A 26,986-nucleotide genomic window follows, 5' to 3' on the forward strand; every position below is an offset into this window, starting at 1 on the left:
ACGGCACAGCTGTCGGCACAACACGCATCATCAACACATGTTCCATACACAGCATAAAATTATAATATTTTTCATCATGTTACATTAAAAATAAACCTCACTTTGCTATCTGGTTAGAATGAATAAATGTGCTTAACCTAGCAAATTAGTCAACTTTATAATGAAAACATAAAAGATGTATTTATAATGCAATTTATATTTCAAGCAGGAGTTAGTTATGTCTAATACAGTTGAGCTTAATCGTCGCGTTGGTGATTTGGTTGCAGAAGATTTTCGTAATGCCCATGTCTTCAGTCACTTTGGCATTGATTTTTGTTGTGGGGGAGGAAGAACACTGTTAGCAGCTTGTCAACGCGCCAATGCAGAAGCGACGGCCGTGATTGAGGCACTACAGCAATTAAAACGCAGTGGTGAAACACAGAACCAACTGGCGCAGTTGTCACTGCCCGATTTAATCGATCACATAGAACAAACACATCACCAGTATGTGCGACAAACAGCACCGCTTTTGCTGGAATATGCTGAAAAAATGGTGCGGGCTCATGGGGATAAATATGAAGAAATCAAACCTATAGCTGGCTGGATCCGCGCCCTGATTACCGATCTGTTGCCGCACCTGCAAAAAGAGGAACAGGTGTTATTTCCCGCCATTCGAGCATTAAGCCAAGGTGACCACAGCAACAGTTGCTTCGGCACTATCGACAACCCGATACATGCAATGGAATATGAACACGAGGAAGCTGGGCAGATTTTACAGCAACTGCGGCAACTGACACAGAATTACCAGCCACCGGCTTACGCCTGGCACCACCTGGAAAGTCTGTTACGCGACATTAGCAGCATTTGAGCAGGACTTGTTTGCCCATATCCATTTGGAAAACAACCTGTTATTTCCCAAGACATTGCACCTGGCATGATGCCACAATGACATGAGCGCCTATGGCGTCTGCCATAACACAGCCAGCACAGAATAAACACCGGCAATGGCAATCGCGCCGCCGGTGATGCGCAACAGTCGGCTGTTATCATCCAGATGGATCAACATTTTACCGCCGATGATCCCCAGTAACTGCAACAGCACAGTGCCGGCCAGCAAGCCTGACAAATAGGCCAGTGGTGCGGTTCCTGCGGGCATTGATGCGCCATGTTCGTAACCATGAAACACGGCAAAAATGCCCACAAATGCCATGGCAAACGACACCGGCATACTGCGGTTTAGCGCAATAATACCGCCAAGAGCTACAACACCGAGTGCCAAAAACGGATCTCCAACAGGGATTGGCACATGCAGTATGCCAGCGATACTGCCGAGGCTCATGAAAAACAGAAAAGCGACCGGGATAAGACAGACAATGCCGCGCTCCAGCATGGTGCAGAGCATTCCCACACTGAGTGCCACAAGGATATGGTCCATCGCCTCAAAAGGATGCAATAGACCGTAGATAAAACCGTTGTTAACTACTCCCACCTGAGCTGCTACCGGAAGACTGATACTCAGCAGCACAAGCGGGGCCAAACGGTACGATAAGAGAGACAATCTTGACCTCAGCAATAATCACATCACGACATATGTAACACAGCAATAAAGCATATGTTACATAAATGATAATAACAAAAGCGTGACAATCTGAGAAAAATTAAACGTCAGTAATTGTTTCTGAAGACACGATTTATCTGGGTTAAAGCAACTGTTTTAATTGTGCTAATTCAGACAATTGTAACTGCGGCAATAGTGGGCCGGCGGGTTTTGCTACTGTTTGGTCAAACCCCGGATTTAACCAAATGGCCTGACAGCCGGCACGGCGAGCACCCGCAACATCGGTTAGCGGATGATCACCAATATGCACTAACTGAGCTGGCGACAATGCCAACCGTTCGGCAGCATTGATGAACATATCAGCAAATGGCTTCATCCGTACACCATTGCCAGGATGCAGCACAAAAGACAGCACATCACCGAGGCCAATGGCTTGTTCATTCACGTTACCATTGGTAATACCAACCAACGGCCAGCGTTGCGACAATTGTGTTAACAGTGTCAGCACTGCGGTAGACACCCGAAAATTACTGCGCCGCTGGTAAAAATAATCCAGCCCCGCATCAGCGCCGTTTGTGGCGATGACATCGTTATAACCGAGCGTCTTCAGTCCACGATGTAACACTGCCCTACGGGTTGCCGAGGTATCGTGCACCAACAAGGGTTGCGCCGCCAAAATGCTAATTTTCAGCTGTCGCCAATCATCTTGGCAATATTGCGTGGTTGCCGGGAAGCGCTGCGCCAACCATTGCAACAAGTCGGTCTCGGCCGCTGCAATTATCGGTTTATTGTTATAAAGGGTATCGTCCAGATCGAAACTGAGCGCTCGAAATGGCGCGAGACGGAGGAAACTCTGGATCATGCCACGACTCACTTGCTCTTTTTGGCGTGGGGATGAGCATTGTCATACACCTTGGCCAAATGTTGAAAATCCAGACTGGTATAGATCTGGGTCGTTGCCAGATTGGCATGCCCCAGCAGCTCCTGCACCGCTCGCAGATCGCCACTTGCCTCCAGCATATGGGTAGCAAATGAGTGCCGCAGTTTATGCGGATGCACGCGTCCAGCGATTACCTGCTGTTGCCCCCAATAAGCTAACCGCGCCTGGATACTGCGGTGGGCTAACCTTTGCCCTTTACTGGTAACAAACAGCGCCCGGTCAGCACAAGGCAGCAGTTGCCGATAACCGAGCCACACCTTAATCGCCGCCACCGCAATAGAGCCCACGGGTAACAACCGCTCTTTACTGCCTTTCCCGAGTACCCGTACCTGTGCCTGTACTAAGTCCACATCATCAACATCCAGCCCCGCCAATTCCGCCAGTCGCAACCCACTGGAATAAAACAGCTCCATGATTGCCTTATCGCGGGCAGAGAGCGGATCGGTGACCTCAATATCCAGCAAGTGGCTGACACTGTCAGTGTCCATATTCTTAGGTAGCGGTTTTGCTTGTTTGGGGGCTGACAGCTGTTTAGCGGGATTACTGTGGATCACACCTTCGCGCAGTAAAAAGGTAAAAAACTGTTTTTGGGCAGAAAGACTCAACGCCAAACTGCGGGGACTCAAGCCTTGCCGATGCAGTTTTGCCAGCACCGCTTGCAATTGCTGATAGGTGACCTGTTCCCAGCAACTAGCCTCTGGCAACGAGGCCGCAACCCGCAGTAACTCATTCACATAATTGCGCACAGTATAAGGAGATAACTGACGTTCTGTGCGCAGGAATCGCTCAAATTGCGCTATCCAATGGGACTCGGCAAGCGCTGTCATCATTACAGCTTAGGCAGCAGATGATCCAGTAACTGTCGCACCTGTTCCAGCAACATACTGTCCATCTCAGGGTGAAAATGGGTCACGTCTTCGCTGGCAATGGCAAATATCACTTGCCCGTTGTCTTCGGATAAACGCGCTAGTGACACTGAGCCAACTTCAGTGCCAAATAACCGGTGGGATTCCTGACGGGTAAGTCGACCAAAATAATAGCCTTGTTTCAACCGTTTATGCCAGATGGTTGATAATTCAGAATCGATATCGTGCACGGTAATCAACCGCACATGACTAAATTGGAATTCGCCTTTTAATTCGGCCGTCAGCACCTGGCGTAATTCGCCAATATCTTCACAATCCAGCAGCTTACGACACAACTGGGTATTGAACCGATAAATCCGTTCATTACGAGTTGCCATCGACATCAGCGTGGTGATCTCTTCTTCAAGCTGATTGACACGACTGCGCAACAGTTCCTGGCGTTTTTCTACCAGAGACACGGTTCCCCGTTCGCCGTGTGGCAATACCATCGCCAGCAGCAGCTCGGGATACCGGCTGAAAAAATCGGGATTATCGAGCAGATATTCACGAATAATCTGTTCGTCAAATGGCGCATCCATACGCGCTTTTACTTCGGTTTCGGTTGCCACTGTTTCGGTCATAATTGTATTTGTCCGTCGTACACGTGTTCCGCCGGGCCCGTCATCCATAATGGTTTGCCTTCGCCCTCCCAGTTAATGGTGAGACTGCCACCGGGAAGGTCAACCCGCACTATCTTAGCTAATTTACCTTGTAATTGCCCAACGGCTGCCGCGGCACAAGCGCCACTACCGCAGGCCAGCGTTTCAGCGGCGCCGCGCTCATAAACGCGCAATTTGATATGGCCTTCGTTAACTATCTGCATGAAACCAACATTGACGCCTTTGGGGAAGCGTTCATGGTTGGTCAGCATCGCACCAATTTGCGCCACATCGGTTGTCGCCACATCCGCCACTTCAATCACACAATGGGGATTCCCCATGGAGATAGCGCCGCACAAGAAGGTCTGGGCATCTGTCTGCAACAAATAGGTTTTTTCTGCTTTTTTGGCCTTAAACGGGATCTTACCCGGGTCGGTAATGGGTACGCCCATATTCACGGTAACAGTGCCATCCCGTTCCAATCTCAGCGTCATCTTGCCAGCCGAGGTACTGACTCGGATCTTCTGTTTTACAGTCAGTCCCTTATTGCGCACAAAACGGGCGAAACAGCGGGCACCATTGCCACATTGTTCCACTTCAGTGCCATCAGCGTTAAAAATACGGTAATGAAAATCTAGGTCGGGATCATAAGGCGGCTCAACCAACAATAGCTGGTCAAACCCCACACCAAAGTTACGATCGGCCAAGCGGCGGATCTGCTCCGGCGAAAAGAACACGTTCTGAGTGACGCCATCAACGACCATAAAGTCATTACCCAAACCGTGCATTTTGGTGAACTGAATCAATCTTGCTCCTTTGTCGCCACTGGCGCAAAAAGGTCACTGGGGGTAGTTTACGGCAGCAGGTGTTCACCTTGCCAGAGTTGCTGCAGATTTTCACGTTCACGCACCACATAATGGCGCTCGGCATCAACCATCACCTCGGCTGCACGCGGCCGGGTGTTATAGTTGGAAGACATCACAAAACCATACGCGCCGCTGGAACGCACCGCCAACAAGTCACCCTTACGGATGGACAGTTCCCGTGACTTACCTAAAAAATCTCCGGTTTCACACACTGGCCCCACAATGTCATAGACCTTGGGAGCGCTGCGATACTGTCGCACCGGAATAATTTTTTGCCAGGCACCATATAGCGCAGGGCGGATCAAATCGTTCATAGCGCCATCGACGATGGCAAAGTTTTTCCCTGCGTTTTCCTTGAGATACAGCACTTGTGTCACAAAAATGCCGGCATTGGCCGCAATCGCTCGGCCCGGTTCAAAAATCAGTTGTAAATCGCGCCCCTGGAGTTTTGCCATCAACGCACTGGCATAGACATTCGGCATTGGGGGCGTTTCTTCGTCATAGGTCACACCTAAACCACCACCGACATCGAGGTGATGAATTTCAATGCCTTTATCACTCAAACGATCGATCAGCGCCAGCACCCTGTCCATGGCATCCAGAAATGGTCGCAGTTCTGTTAACTGTGAGCCGATGTGGCAGTCTACGCCTTTGACTTGCAGATAAGGCAGTTCCATCGCCCGTGTAAATGCCGCTTCAGCGTCATTCATGGCGATGCCAAACTTGTTTTCTTTCAATCCGGTAGAGATGTAAGGATGGGTGCCCGCGTCAACATCGGGATTAATCCGTAGCGACACAGGTGCTACGGTATTGAGTCCGGCGGCCACATCGTTCAATTGTTCCAGTTCGGCCAATGATTCGACATTGAAACAATAGATCCCCAGTTCCAACGCCATTTTCATTTCAGCGGCAGTCTTACCAACACCGGAGAACACTACTTTGGCAGGATCCCCACCGGCGGCAACTACCCGCGCAAGTTCACCACCAGAAACAATATCAAAGCCACTGCCCATGCGTGCCAGTAAGTTAAGAACCGCCAAATTTGCGTTGGCCTTGACGGCGTAGCAAATCAGGTGCGGGTATTCAGCCACCGCAGAATCAAAGGCGTGCCAATGCCGTTCCAGCGTGGCACGAGAGTAGATATACAATGGCGTGCCATACTGCTTAGCCAACTCCGCCACACTACAATCTTCAGCAAACAGATGTTTTTCGCGAAAATTAAAGTAATCCATGATTCCTCACTTTGACTGTTGCGGGGTTGTAGGCTGAACCGGCTGAGTCTGGTTGGTTTCTTGTGCCGGGCTCTTGTATAGCGGGCCTTTCTGGCCGCAGCCCGTCAATAACAGGCCAACAATGGTTAACGCGATAAGCAGTCTCATTTCAATCAACATCTGTGCAGGCGGTTTACAATGGTCTTATAATCGCATTCATCTTAATGAAAGCAAAGGACAGAAATTGCATGGCCATGACAGATAGTGAATATCATCAGCTTGCCGACAACATGTTCGATTTAATTGAAACGGCGGTAGAGCATGCCATTGATAATGACGATGCGGATGTGGATGTGGATAACAGTGGTAATGTGCTGCAACTGGAATTTTCCGATGGTTCAAAGATAGTCATCAACAAGCAGGAGCCCTTGCATGAGCTCTGGGTGGCTACCCGTTTTGGCGGTTACCATTTTGGTTATGTTGACGGCAAGTGGCTGGATGGCCGCAATGGTGGAGAGTTTTTGCCATTCGTGCAGCAAGCAATTGCCAAACAAGGTGGTCTGCAACTGCAATTTTAATGGTGTGCAGGGTGGTCAGAACTCTGACTGCCCGCTCCCAGATGCGACCCCGAAAGGAACGGCAGTCATTTTGTGTTCTTCAAGCACCAACATGAAAAACTGTGGGAAATTAAACCGATCGCGCATGTTTTGCGTATCACCAAAAGCATAATGGCGAGTTAACTGTGCCACCAGTTCACTGACATTGGCGTTCGCCTGCACATAATGACTCAGCTGGTTACGTTCATCCAGCACATAGACATCCACCGCCTCATCACTTTGCTGCAAAAAATACTGCAGCATACCTTTCACGGCAAAATCACGGATCACCTGTGGCGCGTGTAAACTGGTTTTGCCGTTAATCATCTTATCGGGTGGTTGCTGCAAAGCGCCGCGGGCCATCTGTTCGTACAGTGATTTCACATCCGAAAGATCGCGGTAACTCATGCCTTTAGTATCAAAAAACAGCCCATAACGCTTATTGCGTAACTGCAATGGTTGCACCAAGGTACGGGTTGCCTGAGCATCCCGGATCAAGCGATAAGTCTGCTTCAGCAAACGGCACACACAGTGTTCCAACTGGGGCTGCACTTTTTGGAAGCACTGACCACATCAAGCTCTACTTTATTGTTTCCACGTTTTAGTGCGGGTGCAATATAGCTTATCAGCTGTAATAACGCCTGCTCACCTTGGAAATTGTGACAGTGCCATTCGCCCCAAGAATTCAGGCTAATAAGGTGAATACTGCCTAATAGACATAACTGCTGCTGCCCCACAGATAACAGATTACTGCCAAGCAGATCCAGCATAATGCCCTGCCCTGACCACTCTGCCGTTGGGTCGTAGTCGAGGTTCAGCAGCAAGAGCAACTTACGGTAATGCCAAGGTTGGCATAGATCCATTTTAGAAACCCGCCAATGCCGATTGGCAATATGCGGTAATAAACGCCGGGCCAACCTGCGTAACCGTCGACCACGGGCGTTACTGCGCCCATACTCATGCCAGCGAGTATGTGAGTCACACACGCCATTCAAACATGCCCATGCAATAAGTGACGCGGTATTGGCGGCTTTATAGATGGCAACTTCACCCAGAAACTGCCGAGGTTCCGGCGGTAAACGATATAGATAGCTCTTTTTTGCACCTGAGTGCTACGCACGACTGTCAGATGTTTCTCCGCTAAGCTCTGGCTCCACAAGGGATTGAGCCGCAAGATCTGCTGTTCATTATCACTGAAATAGGTGTGTAATTTGCGGGTCAGCAGCCCAAGGTCTTCAATCTTGAAGTGTTCACTCAAGCTATTGGAAGAAGCAAACCGCAGCAATGTCTGATAACTCACCAGCATTAGCTCGTTCAGTTGCGCATTGAACCATTGCAGTTCACCGCTATGCCAGTTGTGACAATTATCCAGGGTGGCGACCAGGCTATAAGGCCACTCCCAATCCAACACCATTTTACGCAGTTGCTGATAACGCCAGTCTTGAGGTTGCTGCTGATCGCTGAGCCGGATACCACATTTCAGATACAGACAGCGCCTAGCAATCTCCAACCGTCGACTATCGCCAACGCGCTCAAGATATTGCTCAATAAACTGGTAGAGCAACAGATAAGGGTCATTATCAATGGCGAAATCACCCGCCAGCGCTTTATCCCAGATAGCATCGGTGATCAACCGACTTGCCGGATACCCCTCAGCATAGGCTTCCAGCAACAAGACTTTCAGCAGTGCTTTATGCGGTTTTTCCAAGCCCTTATACAGTTGCCATAAGGAAGCACCGAAATATTCATTCGCCGGTAACCGATGCACATCGCCGAAAAACAGATATTCCGCTGCGGCCTGAGCCCCAGGCCACCAAGCAACTATCTTACCCGCTAAGCGAATATGACTACGGTAAAACTCTTCCAGTAACAACCAGTGTTGTGCCGTACCACAGTGCTCGTGTCCCAACACTTCCCATTCATTCTGGATACGTTCTTGGTAATCGCGGCTAAATTGGGTGGGATGAACCAAATAGAAGTTCACTTCAAAGTCAAAACCGGCAAACCAGTTTGTCAGCATGCGGCTCTTCTGTTGCAGGCGTTCAACCGCTTTCGACGCCAGTTCACAGTTATACACCAGCCACACGTCCACATCACTTTTAGGATGTTGACCGAAGCTGGCGGTACTGCCCATGGCATAAACCCCTTCCAGTGCTGGCTCCTCCTGAGCCTCAACTCTTACGGGTTCCAACTTAAACACATCCAATGCCTGAATCTGGCCAGCAGTCAGTTCAAAATTAGTGACACCGCACGGCGTTGCCTCACCGTTATATCCTGGCAAGGACTGATGATGGTGATGCACGAGATAGGGGATCAGCGTAAATAAGTGCTTTTGCAGCGGAGTAAATAGCGCGTGCGCCCGCGCCAACCGTACCTGATTAAGACGCTCGGCGATCTCAGCTTTTTGCTGGGTGGTATTGATCATCCGGACCATTATTTATCCCTAGGCGTAATGGTGAAATATGCTAGCACTTTTCACACAATGCGCAACAAATGAGACAGAGATCACAAATTTTGTCGATAAATAACCCGCTTAATTTCAAAGATTGAGCAATGACGCGTGCCATTATTTTTTTGGCAATGTTAGCATTGCCGCATTTAACCTCTGTGACGGAAATATTCGGGCATGTCTGAAAATTGTATTCGCATTGCAACACGCAAAAGTCCGCTGGCCATGTGGCAGGCTGAGTTTGTAAAAGCTGAGCTGGAAAAGATCCACCCTGGACTGGTAGTTGAACTGTTACCTATGAGCACCAAGGGTGATGTCATTCTTGATACGCCACTGGCTAAAGTCGGCGGTAAAGGACTGTTCGTTAAAGAACTGGAAGTTGCCATGCTGGAAGGACAGGCAGATATCGCCGTACATTCCATGAAAGATGTACCGGTAGAGTTTCCAGAAGGGCTCGGACTGGAAGTTATCTGCAAACGCGAAGATCCCCGCGATGCATTTGTGTCGAACAAATATCAACACTTGGAAGAGCTGCCACATGGTGCCGTCGTCGGGACTTCTAGTCTGCGGCGTCAATGCCAATTGCGCGAACGCCGTCCTGACCTAATTATCAAAGATCTGCGCGGTAACGTTGGCACCCGTCTTAGCAAGTTGGACGCGGGTGACTATGATGCCATCATTCTGGCCGCCGCCGGCCTTATCCGTTTGGAACTGAAAGACCGTATTGCCAGCTTTATCGCGGCAGAAATGTCTTTACCTGCCAATGGTCAAGGCGCGGTAGGTATTGAATGCCGCACGGATGACGAACGAGTCAAAGCCTTACTGGCACCGTTGGAACATAAAGAAACCCGTTATCGGGTGTTGGCAGAACGCGCCATGAATACCCGCCTAGAAGGGGTTGCCAAGTGCCTATTGGTGCTTATGCTGAAATCGATGGCGATGACATGCTGCTGCGTGGTTTGGTAGGCAATCCTGATGGTTCAGAGGTGATCCGTGGCGAAGTAAAAGGCCATAAACTGGACGCCGTAGCCTTGGGGAATAGCTTGGCAGAAGAACTGCTCAGTAAAGGTGCCAAAACCATCCTTGATGCGGTATATGGCAATAATTGAGATCGCACATGAAAGTGCTACTCACTCGCCCACAAGGACGTAACCAGTCGATGGAAGATGCCCTGCATCAGCAGGGTATCGCCTTCATGACCACACCGTTATTAGCAGTGGAACCCCTAAATGATCAACAAGGGCTGGCGCAACTCCATGACGCCGACATAGTGATCTTTATCAGTACCAATGCGGTCGAATTTGCCAATCAACTTGTTGGCAACCATTGGCCTGCGGATAAACATTATCTGGCGGTCGGTGAAGCCACTTGCCAAGCAGTTAAAGACCTAGGCATTGAGGTACAGTCAGCCCCCACTGAATCACAACAGACAGAAGGCTTACTGACATTAGCATTATTGCAGCCTGACCAAGTAACACAGCGCCATATTCTGATTATCCGGGGGCAAGGAGGACGCGAGGACTTAGGTGATGTTCTTCGCCAACGCGGCGCGCAACTGGATTACTGGGAAGTTTATCGGCGCGTCTGTCCTGCTTACAATGCCCAGCAACTACTGCAAAGCTGGCAAGCGTTTGGTATCGACACCATTCTCATTACCAGCGGCGACATCCTAAAAAATCTGTTGAAACTGCTGCCAAAAGAGTATTTTCCTTGGTTGCGGGCATGTCATATCATAGTTCCCAGTACCCGGGTAGAACGTCAGGCGCTGGCGGCAGGGTTATCCCACGTCACCAATGCTTGCGCTGCTAACAGTCAGGCGATGCTCAACGCGCTGGCGCTGTAACGCAGCCTGGCCGCCCTATTATTGTTCAAGGACTGTTTTTATGGACAACGAAAAGCCACAGGACGGGATGAGTTTGCCCGCCACCTCAGATGTACCACAGCCCGAGACAGCAACCACCAAGGTGCCGCCAGCGCCTAAAGCGAGTGGGCAACGACAAACAGGAAGTTCACTAACGCTACGTTTGGTACTGCTATTTGCCTTGGTATTAGCACTGTTGGCCTGTTCAGCAAGTGGCTATCTATACTGGCAACTACTGCAACAGTCGCAACAATTGACGACCTCGACCGCCGCCATGCAACAAGCACTGCAAACTCCGGCGCAAGGGATCAAACAACTGGACGCACAGTTACGGCAGGCTGAACAAAAAGACAGCACGCAGCAAACCACCATTGAGCAGCTACAGCAAAACCAGCTACAGCTACAAGACAAGATAGCAACGCTGGCGCAGCGCCATCCCAACCATTGGCTAGCAGCAGAAGCAGAATATCTAGTACGCATCGCAGGACGTAAGCTATGGCTGGAAAAAGATCCGCAAACAGCAGCGGGATTGTTGCAGGCCGCCGATGAACGTATCGCCGCAATGCAAGAACCCTCGCTAACACCGCTGCGCAAAGCATTGGCACAAGATATCGCCAAGGTGCAAGAGATCAAGAATGTCGACATCGCGGGCACAGTGTTCACCCTAGACGGCATTATTGGCAAACTGGATAAAATGCCGTTACATCAATTAGGCGAAGCCGAGCAGACACCTACAGATGATAAACAAATGTCGGCCTCGGTGGCTGATTGGAAGAGCAATCTCGCCAAAACTTGGAAAGCTTTGACTGAGGACTTCTTTACCATCCGCAAGATTAATACAGATATCACCCCGCTGTTATCACCTAAGCAGGAATGGTATCTGGAAGAGAATATCCGCAATAAATTGCTACAGGCACAATTAGCACTGTACCAATACAATGCGTTGAATTATCGGCAATCCATTACCATGGCACGGAAATGGATCCAGCAATATTATGATTTAGAAGATGAGCACACTCAGGAAGTGTTACAGGCATTAGATGCCTTAGCGAACCTAACACTTGACCCAATCAACGTGCAGCAATTCCAAGCCAGTGCCCAGCTTAAACAGTTAGTCACCTATGGTCGGCTTATACCGGCAACGGAGGCTGAACAATGATCAGAGCACTGGTTTACCTACTGATTATTCTGGTAGGTCTTTGCCTCAGTCCTTTTATAGTTGGGAAAAGTGGCTATGTATATGTTGCATTTCTCGACTGGCAACTAGAAACCACGGTTGCCTTTGCAGTCATCGCCATGGTGGTGTTTTATGGACTATTGCAGTTACTGGAATGGGTGTTAGTCGGGGTATTCCATCTTATTCTCAGCAGCCGCTATCTTCCGCAACGCTGGCGCCGTAATGCTGCCCGCAAGCATACGTTAGTGGGTGCGTTGGCATTGGCAGAAGAAGATTGGCCAGCCGCTGAACGCGCGATGCGTAAAGGTGCCGAACAAGGAGAAATTCCAGCACTTAATTATCTGGCCGCCGCTAGGGCTGCCCAATATCAGTTAAAGACAGAAGCCAGAGACGCCTACCTAGATAAAGCAGCCACCTTACCTATGGCAACCACGGCGGTAACAACCACCCGCATCCGCTATTTACTGCGCCAAGGCGAAGTCAGTGCTGCCAGAGAATTGCTGGATAAACTACAACCTAGCAGCAAGAGTAAAATTCCAGTACTCAAACTGGCTACTGAACTATACCGCGCTCAACAAGACTGGCAATCACTGAAATTACTGCTTCCTGCACTGCTCAAACGTAAAGTGCTTAGCGATGACGAATGGCATCAACTTAGCGTAACGGTAAATACCAAACTATTGCGCCAAGCCGCCAATGTCAGTGAACCAGAGTTAGAAAAATGCTGGCAATGGCTTAGTCGGGCAGAACGAAATGAAGATGCCAACCTCGCGGCTTATGCCAGCGGCTTGAATCAACACGGCAAACATGGCACAGCCATCAAGTTGCTGAGCAAACAACTGAAAAAAGACACATCCGCCGCCATCTTTGATACCACAGCCGAAATTTGGCAAACCGAAGATACAGAACTACTGGCATTACTACAAAAATTACAGCCTAAGCTAGAAAACCATGCAGACTACCAACACTGTATGGCAACAATATATGAAAAAGCCCGTGATTTCGCTGCGGCAAAAGAAGCTTGGCAATTACTGTGTAAGCTATCTCCAGCACCTCACTACTGGTATGCACTCGGAGCATTACAAGAGCAATTAGGTGACAATGGCGCGGCATTAGTAAGTTACAAACAAGCAGCCAAAAAAGCCGATTAAAAGTGCATGATTTGTTATTTATCAGGCCGCTAATTTGTTAGCGGCTTTTTTTGGCAAAAAGATCAACCTTCCGTTTTCACCACCCAATAACGGATAGAGTAAATGCATGTTTACTTAACTATCTAATTTTAATGATCTTTATCACACTAAAGTTAGGCATGGAAATATTCATAAAAAATACACAATAGCCATTTTATCACACTGTTTTATAAAGATTTTATTGTGTGTCAATAAATTGACATTAATCAATTAATAACCTAACATTTCCACAAAGCTGTGAAAGACGCACTAAAATTTATAGGCATCTCTAACAATTTATTATCAATTCAGTAGGCCACTATGGACGGCCTATAGTGGGGCAGTGGACAGTATGAATACCTTAATTACCCAACAAGACAGTCAAATCAAAAACTTGAATGGACAAATCGCGGTTGTTATCAATGGCGAACGACATTTGGTTAAAGAAGGTGAATTCATTCCCAAAGGAGCTGAATTGATCTTAAGTGATAATGCCAGTGTCAACCTCGTTCAGGCTGATGGTAACAGCGTCATGGTTGATGGTACTGCACAGCAGGGAGAGCAAGGAGAAACTGCCGCCACTGATGCAGAAATCCAGCAACTACAAGATTTGATTGCTGCGGGAGAGGATCCTACAGCTAACCTGCCAGAAACCGCTGCCGGTAATGAAATCTCTGGAGGTGGTGACTCCGGCTATGTAGCGGTTACTCGTGATGGCAGCGAAGTACTCGCAAGTTCTGGCTACGATACCGCAACGTTTACATTGGATAATACAAATCCACCAGACGACGTTCAACCTACTCTCATCCAAGTGCTTCCACCAAGCGTAGTTTCTTTAAGCGCCCCCGCGCAGGTCGATGAAGGCGGTCAGATCACTTACAGCGCCAGCGTTAACAACGTGCCGCAGTCTGACTTGGTACTGACCCTGTCTAACGGGGCCACCATCACCATCGCGGCCGGCCAGAGCACTGGCACCGTCACCGTGGATGCACCGAGCGATGATGTTTATCAGGACGGTGAAACCTTGACCGTCAATGTCACTGGCAGCACCGGCGGTAACTATGAAAACCTCGACCTGGGCAACAGCGTTGACACCCAGGTGAACGACACCATTGATACCACCACCGTCACCCTGACCGCCCCCGCGCAGGTCGATGAAGGCGGTCAGATCACTTACAGCGCCAGCGTTAACAACGTGCCGCAGTCTGACTTGGTGCTGACCCTGTCTAACGGGGCCACCATCACCATCGCGGCTGGCCAGAGCACTGGCACCGTCACCGTGGATGCACCGAGCGATGATGTTTATCAGGACGGTGAAACCTTGACCGTCAATGTCACTGGCAGCACCGGCGGTAACTATGAAAACCTCGACCTGGGCAACAGCGTTGACACCCAGGTGAACGACACCATTGATACCACCACCGTCACCCTGAGCGCCCCCGCGCAGGTCGATGAAGGCGGCCAGATCACTTACAGCGCCAGCGTTAACAACGTGCCGCAGTCTGACTTGGTGCTGACCCTGTCTAACGGGGCCACCATCACCATCGCGGCCGGCCAGAGCACTGGCACCGTCACCGTGGATGCACCGAGCGATGATGTTTATCAGGACGGTGAAACCTTGACCGTCAATGTCACTGGCAGCACCGGCGGTAACTATGAAAACCTCGACCTGGGCAACAGCGTTGACACCCAGGTGAACGACACCATTGATACCACCACCGTCACCCTGACCGCCCCCGCGCAGGTCGATGAAGGCGGTCAGATCACTTACAGCGCCAGCGTTAACAACGTGCCGCAGTCTGACTTGGTGCTGACCCTGTCTAACGGGGCCACCATCACCATCGCGGCTGGCCAGAGCACTGGCACCGTCACCGTGGATGCACCGAGCGATGATGTTTATCAGGACGGTGAAACCTTGACCGTCAATGTCACTGGCAGCACCGGCGGTAACTATGAAAACCTCGACCTGGGCAACAGCGTTGACACCCAGGTGAACGACACCATTGATACCACCACCGTCACCCTGAGCGCCCCCGCGCAGGTCGATGAAGGCGGCCAGATCACTTACAGCGCCAGCGTTAACAACGTGCCGCAGTCTGACTTGGTGCTGACCCTGTCTAACGGGGCCACCATCACCATCGCGGCCGGCCAGAGCACTGGCACCGTCACCGTGGATGCACCGAGCGATGATGTTTATCAGGACGGTGAAACCTTGACCGTCAATGTCACTGGCAGCACCGGCGGTAACTATGAAAACCTCGACCTGGGCAACAGCGTTGACACCCAGGTGAACGACACCATTGATACCACCACCGTCACCCTGACCGCGCCCGCGCAGGTCGATGAAGGCGGTCAGATCACTTACAGCGCCAGCGTTAACAACGTGCCGCAGTCTGACTTGGTGCTGACCCTGTCTAACGGGGCCACCATCACCATCGCGGCCGGCCAGAGCACTGGCACCGTCACCGTGGATGCACCGAGCGATGATGTTTATCAGGACGGTGAAACCTTGACCGTCAATGTCACTGGCAGCACCGGCGGTAACTATGAAAACCTCGACCTGGGCAACAGCGTTGACACCCAGGTGAACGACACCATTGATACCACCACCGTCACCCTGACCGCGCCTGAGCAGGTCAATGAAGGCGGTCAGATCACTTACAGCGCCAGCGTTAACAACGTGCCGCAGTCTGACTTGGTACTGACCCTGTCTAACGGGGCCACCATCACCATCGCGGCTGGCCAGAGCACTGGCACCGTCACCGTGGATGCACCGAGCGATGATGTTTATCAGGACGGCGAAACCTTGACCGTCAATGTCACTGGCAGCACCGGTGGCAACTATGAAAACCTCGACCTGGGCAACAGCGTTGACACCCAGGTGAACGACACCATTGATACCACCACCGTCACCCTGACCGCCCCGGCGCAGGTCGATGAAGGCGGTCAGATCACTTACAGCGCCAGCGTTAACAACGTGCCGCAGTCTGACTTGGTACTGACCCTGTCTAACGGGGCCACCATCACCATCGCGGCTGACCAGAGCACTGGCACCGTCACCGTGGATGCACCGAGCGATGATGTTTATCAGGACGGTGAAACCTTGACCGTCAATGTCACTGGCAGCACCGGCGGTAACTATGAAAACCTCGACCTGGGCAACAGCGTTGACACCCAGGTGAACGACACCATTGATACCACCACCGTCACCCTGACCGCCCCCGCGCAGGTCGATGAAGGCGGCCAGATCACTTACAGCGCCAGCGTTAACAACGTGCCGCAGTCTGACTTGGTGCTGACCCTGTCTAACGGGGCCACCATCACCATCGCGGCCGGCCAGAGCACTGGCACCGTCACCGTGGATGCACCGAGCGATGATGTTTATCAGGACGGCGAAACCTTGACCGTCAATGTCACTGGCAGCACCGGCGGTAACTATGAAAACCTCGACCTGGGCAACAGCGTTGACACCCAGGTGAACGACACCATTGATACCACCACCGTCACCCTGACCGCGCCTGAGCAGGTCAATGAAGGCGGTCAGATCACTTACAGCGCCAGCGTTAACAACGTGCCGCAGTCTGACTTGGTGCTGACCCTGTCTAACGGGGCCACCATCACCATCGCGGCTGGCCAGAGCACTGGCACCGTCACCGTGGATGCACCGAGCGATGATGTTTATCAGGACGGCGAAACCTTGACCGTCAATGTCACTGGCAGCACCGGCGGTAACTATGAAAACCTCGACCTGGGCAACAGCGTTGACACCCAGGTGAACGACACCATTGATACCACCACCGTCACCCTGACCGCGCCTGAGCAGGTCAATGAAGGCGGTCAGATCACTTACAGCGCCAGCGTTAACAACGTGCCGCAGTCTGACTTGGTGCTGACCCTGTCTAACGGGGCCACCATCACCATCGCGGCCGGCCAGAGCACTGGCACCGTCACCGTGGATGCACCGAGCGATGATGTTTATCAGGACGGTGAAACCTTGACCGTCAATGTCACTGGCAGCACCGGCGGTAACTATGAAAACCTCGACCTGGGCAACAGCGTTGACACCCAGGTGAACGACACCATTGATACCACCACCGTCACCCTGACCGCCCCCGCGCAGGTCGATGAAGGCGGTCAGATCACTTACAGCGCCAGCGTTAACAACGTGCCGCAGTCTGACTTGGTACTGACCCTGTCTAACGGGGCCACCATCACCATCGCGGCCGGCCAGAGCACTGGCACCGTCACCGTGGATGCACCGAGCGATGATGTTTATCAGGACGGTGAAACCTTGACCGTCAATGTCACTGGCAGCACCGGCGGTAACTATGAAAACCTCGACCTGGGCAACAGCGTTGACACCCAGGTGAACGACACCATTGATACCACCACCGTCACCCTGACCGCCCCCGCGCAGGTCGATGAAGGCGGTCAGATCACTTACAGCGCCAGCGTTAACAACGTGCCGCAGTCTGACTTGGTGCTGACCCTGTCTAACGGGGCCACCATCACCATCGCGGCCGGCCAGAGCACTGGCACCGTCACCGTGGATGCACCGAGCGATGATGTTTATCAGGACGGCGAAACCTTGACCGTCAATGTCACTGGCAGCACCGGCGGTAACTATGAAAACCTCGACCTGGGCAACAGCGTTGACACCCAGGTGAACGACACCATTGATACCACCACCGTCACCCTGACCGCGCCTGAGCAGGTCAATGAAGGCGGTCAGATCACTTACAGCGCCAGCGTTAACAACGTGCCGCAGTCTGACTTGGTGCTGACCCTGTCTAACGGGGCCACCATCACCATCGCGGCTGGCCAGAGCACTGGCACCGTCACCGTGGATGCACCGAGCGATGATGTTTATCAGGACGGCGAAACCTTGACCGTCAATGTCACTGGCAGCACCGGCGGTAACTATGAAAACCTCGACCTGGGCAACAGCGTTGACACCCAGGTGAACGACACCATTGATACCACCACCGTCACCCTGACCGCGCCTGAGCAGGTCAATGAAGGCGGTCAGATCACTTACAGCGCCAGCGTTAACAACGTGCCGCAGTCTGACTTGGTGCTGACCCTGTCTAACGGGGCCACCATCACCATCGCGGCCGGCCAGAGCACTGGCACCGTCACCGTGGATGCACCGAGCGATGATGTTTATCAGGACGGTGAAACCTTGACCGTCAATGTCACTGGCAGCACCGGCGGTAACTATGAAAACCTCGACCTGGGCAACAGCGTTGACACCCAGGTGAACGACACCATTGATACCACCACCGTCACCCTGACCGCCCCCGCGCAGGTCGATGAAGGCGGCCAGATCACTTACAGCGCCAGCGTTAACAACGTGCCGCAGTCTGACTTGGTACTGACCCTGTCTAACGGGGCCACCATCACCATCGCGGCCGGCCAGAGCACTGGCACCGTCACCGTGGATGCACCGAGCGATGATGTTTATCAGGACGGCGAAACCTTGACCGTCAATGTCACTGGCAGCACCGGCGGCAACTATGAAAACCTCGACCTGGGCAACAGCGTTGACACCCAGGTGAACGACACCATTGATACCACCACCGTCACCCTGACCGCGCCCGCGCAGGTCGATGAAGGCGGTCAGATCACTTACAGCGCCAGCGTTAACAACGTGCCGCAGTCTGACTTGGTGCTGACCCTGTCTAACGGGGCCACCATCACCATCGCGGCCGGCCAGAGCACTGGCACCGTCACCGTGGATGCACCGAGCGATGATGTTTATCAGGACGGTGAAACCTTGACCGTCAATGTCACTGGCAGCACCGGCGGTAACTATGAAAACCTCGACCTGGGCAACAGCGTTGACACCCAGGTGAACGACACCATTGATACCACCACCGTCACCCTGACCGCGCCTGAGCAGGTCAATGAAGGCGGTCAGATCACTTACAGCGCCAGCGTTAACAACGTGCCGCAGTCTGACTTGGTACTGACCCTGTCTAACGGGGCCACCATCACCATCGCGGCTGGCCAGAGCACTGGCACCGTCACCGTGGATGCACCGAGCGATGATGTTTATCAGGACGGTGAAACCTTGACCGTCAATGTCACTGGCAGCACCGGCGGTAACTATGAAAACCTCGACCTGGGCAACAGCGTTGACACCCAGGTGAACGACACCATTGATACCACCACCGTCACCCTGACCGCCCCCGCGCAGGTCGATGAAGGCGGCCAGATCACTTACAGCGCCAGCGTTAACAACGTGCCGCAGTCTGACTTGGTACTGACCCTGTCTAACGGGGCCACCATCACCATCGCGGCTGGCCAGAGCACTGGCACCGTCACCGTGGATGCACCGAGCGATGATGTTTATCAGGACGGCGAAACCTTGACCGTCAATGTCACTGGCAGCACCGGCGGTAACTATGAAAACCTCGACCTGGGCAACAGCGTTGACACCCAGGTGAACGACACCATTGATACCACCACCGTCACCCTGACCGCCCCCGCGCAGGTCGATGAAGGCGGTCAGATCACTTACAGCGCCAGCGTTAACAACGTGCCGCAGTCTGACTTGGTGCTGACCCTGTCTAACGGGGCCACCATCACCATCGCGGCTGGCCAGAGCACTGGCACCGTCACCGTGGATGCACCGAGCGATGATGTTTATCAGGACGGTGAAACCTTGACCGTCAATGTCACTGGCAGCACCGGCGGTAACTATGAAAACCTCGACCTGGGCAACAGCGTTGACACCCAGGTGAACGACACCATTGATACCACCACCGTCACCCTGACCGCGCCTGAGCAGGTCAATGAAGGCGGTCAGATCACTTACAGCGCCAGCGTTAACAACGTGCCGCAGTCTGACTTGGTGCTGACCCTGTCTAACGGGGCCACCATCACTATCGCGGCCGGCCAGAGCACTGGCACCGTCACCGTGGATGCACCGAGCGATGATGTTTATCAGGACGGTGAAACCTTGACCGTCAATGTCACTGGCAGCACCGGCGGTAACTATGAAAACCTCGACCTGGGCAACAGCGTTGACACCCAGGTGAACGACACCATTGATACCACCACCGTCACCCTGACCGCGCCCGCGCAGGTCAATGAAGGCGGTCAGATCACTTACAGCGCCAGCGTTAACAACGTGCCGCAGTCTGACTTGGTGCTGACCCTGTCTAACGGGGCCACCATCACTATCGCGGCCGGCCAGAGCACTGGCACCGTCACCGTGGATGCACCGAGCGATGATGTTTATCAGGACGGTGAAACCTTGACCGTCAATGTCACTGGCAGCACCGGCGGTAACTATGAGAACCTCGACCTGGGCAACAGCGTTGACACCCAGGTGAACGACACCATTGATACCACCACCGTCACCCTGACCGCGCCCGCGCAGGTCGATGAAGGCGGTCAGATCACTTACAGCGCCAGCGTTAACAACGTGCCGCAGTCTGACTTGGTGCTGACCCTGTCTAACGGGGCCACCATCACTATCGCGGCCGGCCAGAGCACTGGCACCGTCACCGTGGATGCACCGAGCGATGATGTTTATCAGGACGGTGAAACCTTGACCGTCAATGTCACTGGCAGCACCGGCGGTAACTATGAGAACCTCGACCTGGGCAACAGCGTTGACACCCAGGTGAACGACACCATTGATACCACCACCGTCACCCTGACCGCGCCCGCGCAGGTCGATGAAGGCGGTCAGATCACTTACAGCGCCAGCGTTAACAACGTGCCGCAGTCTGACTTGGTGCTGACCCTGTCTAACGGGGCCACCATCACTATCGCGGCCGGCCAGAGCACTGGCACCGTCACCGTGGATGCACCGAGCGATGATGTTTATCAGGACGGTGAAACCTTGACCGTCAATGTCACTGGCAGCACCGGCGGTAACTATGAAAACCTCGACCTGGGCAACAGCGTTGACACCCAGGTGAACGACACCATTGATACCGTTTTTGCCCAAATTAGTGTTGATCAGTCCAGTGTTACCGAAGGTGAAGCAATCACTTACACAGTGACCTTAGTGGATGCCAATAATAACCCAGTAACCATACCTGATGGTGCATCAGTAACTGTCGCCCTTAGTTGGGGAGGTACAGCATCTGCCGCAGATGTTGATCATTTACCAACAAGTGTGACTATTTCTGGTGATAGCCAGCAAAGCTTTACCGTTAATACTCTCAATGATGGTATCTATGAAAATAGTGAGAACTTATCCGTTGCCATAAGCGGAGTGACTGACGTTGATAATACTCTCGAGCAGTTGGAAATCGGTGCGGATAACAGCGCCGATACCACCATCATTGATGCGCAACTCCCGCCAAGCATTGGCAATATCACCAATGTATCGGTTTCAGAAGAAGGGTTGCCTGATGGTGTACCTGATACAATTGGTGCTCCCGATACAACAAATGCGGTGATCGCTAATGGTTCTATTGAACTACAGGATCCTAACAATGATGAGTTACAAGTAACACTCAGTGGCCCTGATGGCATGACTTCTGGTGGTGTTGCGGTTACTTGGCAATGGGATTCCGATACTCAGACTCTGACTGGCTCTGCTGGCTCTGTAGTAGTAATGACCATATCACTTACAGCACCGACAGGTAACAGTAGTGGGACTTGGGACTATACAGTTACATTGGAAGCGCCGCTCGATCATCCTGTCGCTAATATAGAAGATGTCTTGAACCTAAACTTCGGTATTAACGTTGCTGATGGATCTGGTGCCTCTGACTCAAGTTCCTTCCAAGTAGCAGTTGAGGATGATGCACCAACCGTTGATGTCAGTCCACTTGCTGATGCAACAAACAGCGTTGGCATTTATGATGGCATCATGAACACTCTTGGTGCAGATAATCACTATAGTGCTGACTTGAGTGGTAATGTTAACGGTTGGGATGCTAGCACCCAAACTTACTTTGGGGCTTCAGATATCACTGCTGGAGGCAAAACTGTCTTCTTCTTTGTGGATCCAGATAATTCGCAACAACTGCTTGCTTATACCAGCAATGAAAATACAGTTACCGCATATGATCAAACTAACCCAAATCAGACCCTGATCTTTACCTTAAACACAGATCCAAACACCGATAGCTATCAGTTAAACATACAACATAGCATAGATAAGCTTGATGAAATCACCATCGCTAATTTGAATGGTGGGCAAGGAGGCATTAGCGGTGAGGTTTATGTAACGTTTGACAGCAGCCAGGGTAGTTATGATGTTTATAACGATCCAAATGATCTTCCTTCCGATGCCGACGTTGCCTTTACTCTATATGGGCGTAATAGCGACGGACAGTTAGTTGATGTCAATGGTACCAACAATGGCTTTGGTGTGGCTAACCCATGGGTTGATGGTGGCGAAACACTGATTATTGACTACACGGCAACAGTTGCTAGTGCTAGTTTTAATTTCGACGTTCAAAACGGCCCTGATGTAATACATTTTAAAGCCTATGATGCCAATGGTCAGCTTCTCGGAGAAGACGACATCGCGCCTAATGGGATCATCGGTGATATGGGGGCCATCGCTTATATTGAACTGACGGCTGTGACATCAGATGCAAACCCTAATGCTAGATTCCAATTAACAGGGACTTCCGCCAAAGAAATTGTCAGCGCTACAGAACCGGTAGACATGAACTTTGATGTAGTAGTCACCGATGGCGATGGCGATAAAACTAATGCTGAGCTGAACATTCATCTAGATGCCCCAGGGGAGAAACACCCACAGCTATTACCTCTTACGCAATGGCAACGCTGGATGAATTTGGTTTACAGGACGATAACCTAGACACAGATCATCAGTCGTTACGTTTCAAAGCCGGAGATAGCCAGCTTTCAGACTTTGCCTTCGGTCATAACTTTGCTGGTATTACCGTTGAAGGTATTAGGGAACACTTCCCATTAACTTGGAGACTGGACGGAGACTATCTCATTGCTTCTCTGCCAGGCAATGGTGCTGATAAAGATGTATTGAGAATAAATCTTAATTGGTCAGCAATCGCAGCAGGTAACGAAGGTAACGTACAAGTTACTGCAGAATTAATAGGAAACTTACCCCACAACATAGATGTGGATTCTCTGGTGATTTCAGGTATCCAAGTCGTGGGTGTAGACAGCAACGGTCATACAGCAACATCTACATTGGATGTTACCGTCGAGAAATATACGGCGGCTGTCGATGACTACAATGAAATAAATGAAGACCAACAGGCATCAGGCAATATTTTTGCCAACGACACTGGCGAATTTAACGATCATCGTGACCTTGAGTTAAAAGACTACACAGTAAATGGTGATAGTCAGACTCACCATGCTGGAGAACAGGTCACTGTCGAAGGTGGTACGTTGGTGATTAATCTCGATGGTAGCTACACATTCCAACCAGCAGCAGACTGGAATGGCATAGTGCCAGTTATCACTTACACGACTAACAATGGTGATTCAGCAACATTGACCATTAAGGTTAATGCCGTTAATGATGCACCAGTTATCCTCTCAACTGCCGACAGCGCAGTTTCAGAAGAAGGTCTGGCCGGTGGTATTGCAGATAATAGTCCTACTGATTTGGATACTACCAATGAGACTCATGCAACTGGAGTCATCAAGGTACAGGATGTAGATAGCGATACCTTAACAATGGCGTTAAGTGGGCCACAAGGTATCACTTCTGGTGGCGAACCCGTTAGCTGGCACTGGGATGCTAACACCATGACGCTTACCGGCACAGTGGGAACCGCCAATGCTATGACTACGGTCATGACCATCTTAGTGACTCCACCGAGTACACATGGCAGTGGTGATTGGCACTATGATGTTGATTTGAAAATGCCACTGGATCACCCAAACACAAATATTGAAGACAACTTAGGGTTAACGTTTGGTGTTCAAGTTTCTGATGGCATAGCACCACCAGTAAATAGCAGTTTCACAGTAAACGTTGAAGACGACTCTCCAATATTGCCAGACACACCAGCAGTGGTTGTTAGTGATAGTAACGGTAATATTCCGGACACGTTAACTGGCAGTTTCAACCTGACTACTGGTTGGTCGTCGACAGGTGGACATGATGACTTGCACTTCCAGAACCAAGCCGGTGGTTTTACTATCACGGCATTGGGGTTCACTTCTGCAACCAATTCCACATTAACAGCGGCAGATGTGTACCAGGGCACACATGGCATTGGCGTTGATAGTGATGGAGAGCCCTATCATGCCATTAGAGATGAAATTGATTATCGGCATTTTGGCCCTAACGAAGACAGCGCATCAGAGCAGTTAGTGATCACTTTGGACGCTAATACACTAGCGTTCGGCATGAAAATTAACTTTGCCAATTTCTTTGGCGGCGAACTTGAGCGCGGTGTTGCTGAATTTTATCGCGACGGGCACCTTATCTCGTCTCAAACCTTTAGCTCTGATGCCAGCAGTGGTGACTACGGAACAGATTTCCACGTACAGGATGGTGGTTTTGATAAAGTTGTCATTATGGCCACTGACAATGGTAATACTGGTTACTCAGATAACAGTGACTTTACCATTAGCTCAATTGAGTTTACGGGTACGCCAAGCGAATCGCCAATTGCTTATGCCACTGGTACCATCACACCAGAATGGGGGCTGATGGTGCAGGAGCCATGACCTTAACGGGTATTGGTGATGGGGCTCTTTATACTCTTGACGGTGAATCAGTAGACGTTACACAAAGTGGCAATACCCTGATAGGTACCGCCGATGGTGATCTAGTATTTAAGCTAGAATTTACCCCCTCTACCGGGGACTGGGATTTCTTCCAGTACCAAGCCATGACCAGCCCAAGTGATGGCGACATTGACTTTAATGTAAAAGTCACTGATGGCGATGGTGACGCGTACAATGGTAGTTTCTCTGTTGTACCGAAACTCGCATACCATGTCACCGATGGCGAACCAGGAGACCAAACTCACGTACTAGGTAATGAGCAGAATATTGCCGTTGGTGACCTTGACGGTACTGTGGTACACCCTGGGCAGAACTACAATATTGCCTTTATGGTAGACACCTCTGGCAGTATTGGGGCAACTAACATGGCGAATATAAGTACACAGCTCCAAACAGTATTTAGCCAGTTAAAAACATCTGTCGGTACGGACAATAGTGGCCAGCTCAATATTTTCTTGGTTGGCTTTAGTGACCATGCCAAAGGCAGTGTCAGTGTAAATCTCAGTGATGCCAATGCGTTACAAACACTGCAAACAGCGTTGGCAGCAATGGTAAGCACTGGCGGAACCAACTATGAAGACGTCTTTACAACTACCGCTAACTGGTTTAGCGCCCAAGGCGATGGAGCGACCAACCTCGCTTACTTCATCACGGATGGGGAGCCAACATTCTATAATGCTGGTGAAGGTGGTAATCCTCAGATCTATAACACTAATGGCCAACAGAATGACATCTATCTGAATGACGTTCTTAGAAATGGTTACACCTTTGGTCAAACCTACTCTGCAACCAACCGCTATAATTCAACTCACCAGATTGTAGATAGTGATGGTACAGTCCATAGCTGGAATGGCAGTATCATCGGTTATATGCGTCCAGATGGTAATGGAAGTTACACTTATACCACTCTTGATGGCTATGGTTACCAAAGCAGCACCGCTACTGAAAATAATGCCAGAGATGGATTTAACTTGCTCGTTGCCCATGGCGTGACTGTTGAAGCTATAGGTTTGGGAAATGGGGTTACCAGTGATCTTCTCAAACATTTTGATAGTGATGGTACAGTGCAGACCAATGTGGACGCCTCTAACTTAGCTGATGCTATCCAAGGTACTCACAGCCAGCAATTACCGGGTTCAGATACTATTTATGGTGGGCAAGGTAACGACATTATCTTTGGTGATACGGTCAAATTTGATGGTATTTCTGAGCAAGGCTATAGCGCAATTCAACATTACGTAGCAGAACAACTGCAACAAAGTGAAGTCAGCGATGCAGAGGTGCACAAATATATCAGTGAACATCCTGAGCAGTTTGACCAGTCAGATAGTAATGGCCTGGCCGATACACTCTACGGCGGCGATGGTAACGACATCATCTATGGCCAAGGCGGTGATGATATTATCAGTGGCGGTAGTGGTAACGATATCCTCTTTGGCGGAACTGGTAATGACACCATAGATGGTGGTAATGGTAATGACGTTATCTATGGTGGCTTAGGCGATGACACCCTAACCGGTGGTAATGGCCAAGATACATTCGTCTGGTTGGCTGGAGAAACAGGCACAGACACTATCACCGATTTTTCAGCAACAGATGACAAGTTGGACATCAGTGACTTGCTGACAAACTGGAACGGCGATGCTGATACGTTGGACACTTACCTGAGTATTAGTGTTGATGGTGCTGGTAATACCACCATTACCATTGATGCTGATGGTGATGCCGCGACACCTAATCAGAGCATTGTATTAGATGGGGCGGATTTATCTGCATACTCCAGCAGTGCCATGATCCAGGGAGCGGTAGCCAGTGGCAACAGTCCGTTGATTGTAAGCAGTGGTGCCGCAGAAGATGCCGCACAGCCAGTGTCATCAACGGTAAGCGAAACGCTAAAACACACCGAAACTGTTTCACACGAGTCGTAATATTATCTACCAGTCCCATCTTTCGCCTTTCGAAAGATG

Annotated in this window: 14 protein-coding genes and 3 pseudogenes; 9 read left to right on the plus strand and 8 right to left on the minus strand. The window is 50.9% G+C overall.

All coding sequences use genetic code 11. From position 1 onward, the window contains the following. The first annotated feature begins 217 nt into the window (after positions 1 to 217). A pseudogene (gene ric, locus KHX94_RS06955) lies at positions 218 to 917 on the plus strand (iron-sulfur cluster repair di-iron protein). 20 nt (positions 918 to 937) lie between these two features. Here the strand turns inward: ric and KHX94_RS06960 are convergent. The 7 genes from KHX94_RS06960 to lptM all read right to left on the minus strand — a co-directional run bounded on the left by KHX94_RS06960 (position 938) and on the right by lptM (position 6,238). Further along, positions 938 to 1,504 carry a HupE/UreJ family protein gene (locus tag KHX94_RS06960; protein WP_280529634.1) on the minus strand — a complete coding sequence of 189 codons (567 nt, stop codon included), beginning with the start codon at positions 1,502 to 1,504 and terminating at the stop codon, positions 938 to 940. A 175-nt stretch (positions 1,505 to 1,679) separates the two neighbouring features. Continuing rightward, complete coding sequence (locus KHX94_RS06965; RefSeq protein ID WP_342345815.1) at positions 1,680 to 2,411, minus strand: HAD-IA family hydrolase; 732 nt, start codon at positions 2,409 to 2,411, stop codon at positions 1,680 to 1,682. After that, on the minus strand, positions 2,408 to 3,307 hold the full coding sequence (xerC, locus tag KHX94_RS06970) for a tyrosine recombinase XerC (RefSeq protein WP_280529635.1): 900 nt from the start codon (positions 3,305 to 3,307) through the stop codon (positions 2,408 to 2,410). The genes KHX94_RS06965 and xerC overlap by 4 nt, the downstream gene beginning before the upstream one ends. Next, positions 3,307 to 3,963 carry a DUF484 family protein gene (locus KHX94_RS06975; RefSeq protein ID WP_213682883.1) on the minus strand — a complete coding sequence of 219 codons (657 nt, stop codon included), beginning with the start codon at positions 3,961 to 3,963 and terminating at the stop codon, positions 3,307 to 3,309. Before KHX94_RS06975 ends, xerC begins: the two co-directional genes overlap by 1 nt. Next, positions 3,960 to 4,787: a diaminopimelate epimerase gene (gene dapF, locus KHX94_RS06980; RefSeq protein ID WP_213682884.1), complete on the minus strand. Its 828-nt coding sequence runs from the start codon at positions 4,785 to 4,787 to the stop codon at positions 3,960 to 3,962. The genes KHX94_RS06975 and dapF overlap by 4 nt, the downstream gene beginning before the upstream one ends. A 47-nt stretch (positions 4,788 to 4,834) precedes the next feature. Continuing rightward, positions 4,835 to 6,079, minus strand: coding sequence for a diaminopimelate decarboxylase (gene lysA / locus KHX94_RS06985; RefSeq protein WP_213682885.1), 1,245 nt, complete (start codon positions 6,077 to 6,079; stop codon positions 4,835 to 4,837). Between the two features lie 6 nt (positions 6,080 to 6,085). Next, a complete protein-coding gene (gene lptM / locus KHX94_RS21785) occupies positions 6,086 to 6,238 on the minus strand; it encodes an LPS translocon maturation chaperone LptM (protein ID WP_425314046.1) in 153 nt (50 codons plus the stop codon). Between the two features lie 68 nt (positions 6,239 to 6,306). Here lptM and cyaY point away from each other — a divergent pair, with 68 nt between their 5' ends. Further along, positions 6,307 to 6,636 (plus strand): iron donor protein CyaY, encoded by a 330-nt coding sequence (cyaY, locus tag KHX94_RS06995; RefSeq protein WP_213682887.1) that lies wholly within the window; start codon positions 6,307 to 6,309, stop codon positions 6,634 to 6,636. 15 nt (positions 6,637 to 6,651) lie between these two features. Here cyaY and KHX94_RS21790 read toward each other — a convergent pair. Next, positions 6,652 to 9,088: pseudogene (locus tag KHX94_RS21790) on the minus strand (class I adenylate cyclase). 192 nt (positions 9,089 to 9,280) lie between these two features. Here KHX94_RS21790 and hemC point away from each other — a divergent pair. From hemC to KHX94_RS21065, 7 genes and pseudogenes are all read left to right on the plus strand, one after another. Next, positions 9,281 to 10,212, plus strand: a pseudogene (gene hemC / locus KHX94_RS07005) (hydroxymethylbilane synthase). Positions 10,213 to 10,220: 8 nt separating this feature from the next. Further along, a complete protein-coding gene (locus KHX94_RS07010) occupies positions 10,221 to 10,946 on the plus strand; it encodes a uroporphyrinogen-III synthase (RefSeq protein ID WP_213682888.1) in 726 nt (241 codons plus the stop codon). Positions 10,947 to 10,986: 40 nt separating this feature from the next. Next, positions 10,987 to 12,123 carry a uroporphyrinogen-III C-methyltransferase gene (locus KHX94_RS07015; protein ID WP_213682889.1) on the plus strand — a complete coding sequence of 379 codons (1,137 nt, stop codon included), beginning with the start codon at positions 10,987 to 10,989 and terminating at the stop codon, positions 12,121 to 12,123. Continuing rightward, positions 12,120 to 13,292 carry a heme biosynthesis HemY N-terminal domain-containing protein gene (locus tag KHX94_RS07020; RefSeq protein ID WP_213682890.1) on the plus strand — a complete coding sequence of 391 codons (1,173 nt, stop codon included), beginning with the start codon at positions 12,120 to 12,122 and terminating at the stop codon, positions 13,290 to 13,292. The genes KHX94_RS07015 and KHX94_RS07020 overlap by 4 nt, the downstream gene beginning before the upstream one ends. A gap of 370 nt (positions 13,293 to 13,662) precedes the next feature. After that, the gene (locus KHX94_RS07025; protein ID WP_213682891.1) at positions 13,663 to 23,109 is read left to right on the plus strand and encodes a retention module-containing protein; all 9,447 of its coding nucleotides are present in this window, start codon (positions 13,663 to 13,665) and stop codon (positions 23,107 to 23,109) included. Then, complete coding sequence (locus KHX94_RS07030; protein WP_213682892.1) at positions 23,067 to 24,959, plus strand: Ig-like domain-containing protein; 1,893 nt, start codon at positions 23,067 to 23,069, stop codon at positions 24,957 to 24,959. Before KHX94_RS07025 ends, KHX94_RS07030 begins: the two co-directional genes overlap by 43 nt. Next, positions 24,956 to 26,947: a type I secretion C-terminal target domain-containing protein gene (locus KHX94_RS21065; protein ID WP_213682893.1), complete on the plus strand. Its 1,992-nt coding sequence runs from the start codon at positions 24,956 to 24,958 to the stop codon at positions 26,945 to 26,947. Before KHX94_RS07030 ends, KHX94_RS21065 begins: the two co-directional genes overlap by 4 nt. Positions 26,948 to 26,986: the final 39 nt, after the last annotated feature.

The sequence above is a fragment of the Shewanella dokdonensis genome, from assembly GCF_018394335.1.
GTDB lineage: Bacteria > Pseudomonadota > Gammaproteobacteria > Enterobacterales > Shewanellaceae > Shewanella > Shewanella dokdonensis.

Excerpts from the sequence above, each read along its gene's own strand:
- lysA (WP_213682885.1), bottom strand. The coding sequence starts at position 6,079 with ATGGATTACTTTAATTTTCGCGAAAAACATCTGTTTGCTGAAGATTGT.
- KHX94_RS07020 (WP_213682890.1), top strand. The coding sequence starts at position 12,120 with ATGATCAGAGCACTGGTTTACCTACTGATTATTCTGGTAGGTCTTTGC.
- KHX94_RS21065 (WP_213682893.1), top strand. The coding sequence starts at position 24,956 with ATGACCTTAACGGGTATTGGTGATGGGGCTCTTTATACTCTTGACGGT.
- KHX94_RS07010 (WP_213682888.1), top strand. The coding sequence starts at position 10,221 with ATGAAAGTGCTACTCACTCGCCCACAAGGACGTAACCAGTCGATGGAA.
- KHX94_RS07015 (WP_213682889.1), top strand. The coding sequence starts at position 10,987 with ATGGACAACGAAAAGCCACAGGACGGGATGAGTTTGCCCGCCACCTCA.
- KHX94_RS06975 (WP_213682883.1), bottom strand. The coding sequence starts at position 3,963 with ATGACCGAAACAGTGGCAACCGAAACCGAAGTAAAAGCGCGTATGGAT.
- xerC (WP_280529635.1), bottom strand. The coding sequence starts at position 3,307 with ATGATGACAGCGCTTGCCGAGTCCCATTGGATAGCGCAATTTGAGCGA.
- cyaY (WP_213682887.1), top strand. The coding sequence starts at position 6,307 with ATGGCCATGACAGATAGTGAATATCATCAGCTTGCCGACAACATGTTC.
- lptM (WP_425314046.1), bottom strand. The coding sequence starts at position 6,238 with ATGTTGATTGAAATGAGACTGCTTATCGCGTTAACCATTGTTGGCCTG.
- KHX94_RS07030 (WP_213682892.1), top strand. The coding sequence starts at position 23,067 with ATGGCAACGCTGGATGAATTTGGTTTACAGGACGATAACCTAGACACA.
- KHX94_RS07025 (WP_213682891.1), top strand. The coding sequence starts at position 13,663 with ATGAATACCTTAATTACCCAACAAGACAGTCAAATCAAAAACTTGAAT.